This window comes from Novosphingobium sp. (assembly GCF_027489515.1).
Taxonomy (GTDB): domain Bacteria; phylum Pseudomonadota; class Alphaproteobacteria; order Sphingomonadales; family Sphingomonadaceae; genus Novosphingobium.
In genome coordinates this window covers 1-3,221 of sequence record NZ_JAIXZS010000084.1, presented here as the reverse complement: position 1 = coordinate 3,221, position 3,221 = coordinate 1, and the positions used below count along the sequence as shown (strand labels likewise).

Here is a 3,221-nt window from a genome sequence, read left to right as displayed (position 1 = left end):
CAAGATCGTGCCTTCGCGCATCACCGCCGTTTCGGCAAAGAAGCAGCGTGAGCTGGGCCAGGCGATCAAGCGCGCCCGGCACATCGGCCTGCTTCCCTACATCGTCAAGTAAGGAGCGCAGACCATGCAGATCATCCTGCTCGAGCGCATCGAGAAGCTGGGCTCCATCGGCGACGTCGTGACCGTCAAGGACGGCTACGCGCGCAACTTCCTGCTGCCCAACAAGAAGGCCCTTCGCGCCAACGAAGCCAACCGCAAGGTCTTCGAAGCGAACCGCGCCAAGATCGAGGCCGACAACGCCGCCCGTCGTTCCGACGCGCAGGCTGAAGCCGGCAACGTCGAAGGCAAGGAAGTGGTGCTGATCCGCGCCTCGTCCAACGCCGGCCAGCTCTACGGTTCGGTTTCGGTGCGCGACATCGTCGACGCGCTGGTCGAACAGGGCGCCAAGGTGACGAAGTCGATGGTCGTGCTGGAACGCCCGATCAAGACCATCGGCATCTCGACCGTGAAGGTCGCGCTCCACCCCGAAGTGAGCGTGACGGTCAAGGTCAACGTCGCCCGTTCGCCCGACGAAGCCGCGCTGCAGTCGCAGGGCGTCGACGTCATCGACGCGATGTTCGATACCGAAGTCGGCGGCTTCACCGAGGAATACGATCCCAACGCGGAACCGGGCGAAATCCCGGCTGACCTGCTCGAGGAACGTGCTGAGGGCACCGAGGCCTGAGCCTCGGCCGCACGGCAAACAAAAAGGGGCGCTTCCCGCAAGGAAGCGCCCCTTTTTCGTGCCTTCCGGGATCAATCCGGGGTTTCTGTACAAAGCTGGCAACTTGTGAGACGATCAACAAAACAAAGCTGGGTCCGCACGGTTTTCAATTGATCCGTACCACATTCTGTCGGGACTCAGCACGCTGCAATGGCAAACCTTGTCAATAACTTAGGTGGTCCGTCAGGCTTCGGCGAAAACGCGCTTGCATCGGGCGAGGACAATTCCGGCTATATCGATCTTACCAGCACCATTCCGGGCGGACTGAGCTACTTCGGCAAGCCGGTCACCGGAATGATCGTGTGGGCGGATGGCATGGTGAGCCTGATCGACGACTCGAAAAAGCTCGGTACTTATGTGGCTTCCATCGCCCCGTTGCAGACCTATGTCGACGACACACCCTCGGCTCATACCGCATCCGCCGGCGGCACATCCACCGGTTCGGGCCGCGTCTTTTGGGACCTCAATCCCGTCACCCACCGGGTCACTATCACCTGGGACGACGTGCAATCCAATGACCCGTCGGTCACCGGAAGCGATGCTTTCCAGTTGACCCTGTCGGACAAGAGCGGCCTGACCGGGACCAAGGGCGATTTCGATATCGTGGTTCGCTACGAGGCTGTCGAATGGTTGAGCTCCGATTCGGTCTACGCCGCAATTCGGGTGCCCTACCGCTATCAGCTCGGCCATGAGGGCCCGGAATCGAGTCATTCGATGATCTGGGCAGACTATGGGGACACCAAGGCATTGCTCGGTCTGCCGACGGCGAGCAACATCGGCGTACCGGGCGTCTTCAACTATCAGGTCCGCAACGCCCAGCCGACCGACCTTGCCGTCGCGATCGATCCGCTTAGCCAGGGATACGATCTACATGTTCAAACCAAAGACGGCGGAAGCTATGCCACTTACTTCAAGGGCGTGCTCGAAGGGACTGGTCAGACGACACCACTGCATTTCACCGTCACGCGCAATGGACCGCTGGATGGTGCGCTCGAGGTGAACTGGGCGATCAATACTGACGGCCCTTATAGATCCGTCGATGTCTCGGACTTTGTCGGCGGGGCCCTTTCTGGCGTCGTGCATTTCGCCGCGGGGGAAGCGACCACCGAACTGATCATTCAGATCGCGGGAGACGCGGTTTCCGAAGGCAATGAAGTCATCGACATAACGTTCTCCAACGAGAGCATCCTGGCAAGCGTCCGCAACACCGTTGTCGTGATGGATGATGAGGACATGGTCCTTCAAGGCACGGATGCGCCGGACTATCTGGGCGGCGCTGCCGGCAATGATACCATCAGCGGCAAGGGCGGCTACGACATCCTCGACGGGGGCCCCGGGAATGACATTCTCGAGGGCGGCGATGACAATGACTTTGTCAATGGTGGTCCCGGACGCGATACCGCATCCTATGAAGACAGTTCGGCGGCGGTCTATGTGAACCTGCTGATCAAGGAAAGCAGCCTGCAGTACACCGGCGGCGCTGGTAACGATTACTTGCGCAGTATCGAGAACCTGACCGGGTCCGCCTTCAATGACACGCTGTTCGGCGATTTGGCCGCAAACGTGCTCACCGGGCTTGCGGGCGACGACAAGCTGGATGGCCGCGGCGGCGGTGACACGCTGATCGGAGGAAAAGGGAACGACAAGTTCTACATCCGCGACGGCGGCGACAGCGTGATCGAACAAGCCGGCGAAGGGGCCGACCGCATGCTGGCCCACGTTTCCGCGACGATCGCGGCCAACGTCGAGCGGCTCGATCTGCTGGGCACGGCGGCGATCAACGGCAAGGGCAATGCTGCTGCCAACCTGATTTTCGGCAACCAGGCAGACAACGTCTTGTCCGGTGGTGGCGGAGCCGACCGTCTCACCGGGCGGGGCGGCAACGATACCTTTGTGTTTCCCGCAACCGGTGCGGGCATAAAACCGGTGATCATCTCCGATTTCACGAGCGGGTCGGACCACCTCTCGATCGAGGTGGACGCGGGCTCGCTGCTGGGTTCGCATGCTGGCACCGCGCTGACAGATGCGGAGCTCAGGCTTGGCTCACGCGCGCAGACCGCAGACCAGCACCTCGTCTACAATGCTATCACCGGAGCCCTCTTCTACGATCCCGACGGCGTCGGCGGGCAGGCACAGATCAAGATCGCGATCCTCCTTGGCCATCCCGACCTTCACGCCAGCGATATCGGGGTGATCGCGCTCTGATCCGCAGCGCCCGGCGGACAGGCGCGCATCAGGCCATGATAAAATCGCCGATGTCGAGGAGCGCTGGCTTGTTTGTCAGCACCGCGATGCGGACCGCGGCGGCAGAGCCCGCCGTGTTCCCGCCCTCGTCATAATAGAGCGGTTTTCGACCGTTATGAATCGCTGGGGATTCCCATCGTCGTAGATCTCTGATTCAGAGTCCGTACTGGTGAAGGAGGCCAGCATGGATGGGTCAGCCTTTATCGATGGATCT

The 3,221-nt window shown here is 61.2% G+C and carries 3 protein-coding genes; all 3 read left to right on the top strand.

Features of this window, described 5'->3' with window-relative positions:
* A partial coding sequence (rpsR, locus tag Q0082_RS15160; RefSeq protein ID WP_298194217.1) for a 30S ribosomal protein S18 occupies nt 1-112 on the top strand: 112 nt, incomplete at its 5' end.
* 12 nt (nt 113-124) lie between these two features.
* Nucleotides 125-724 (top strand): 50S ribosomal protein L9, encoded by a 600-nt coding sequence (rplI, locus tag Q0082_RS15155; protein ID WP_298194215.1) that lies wholly within the window; start codon nt 125-127, stop codon nt 722-724.
* A gap of 189 nt (nt 725-913) precedes the next feature.
* Nucleotides 914-2,968, top strand: coding sequence for a calcium-binding protein (locus Q0082_RS15150; protein ID WP_298194211.1), 2,055 nt, complete (start codon nt 914-916; stop codon nt 2,966-2,968).
* Nucleotides 2,969-3,221 lie beyond the last annotated feature (253 nt).

Coding starts and splice junctions, on each gene's coding strand:
- Q0082_RS15150 (WP_298194211.1), top strand. CDS start 914: ATGGCAAACCTTGTCAATAACTTAGGTGGTCCGTCAGGCTTCGGCGAA.
- rplI (WP_298194215.1), top strand. CDS start 125: ATGCAGATCATCCTGCTCGAGCGCATCGAGAAGCTGGGCTCCATCGGC.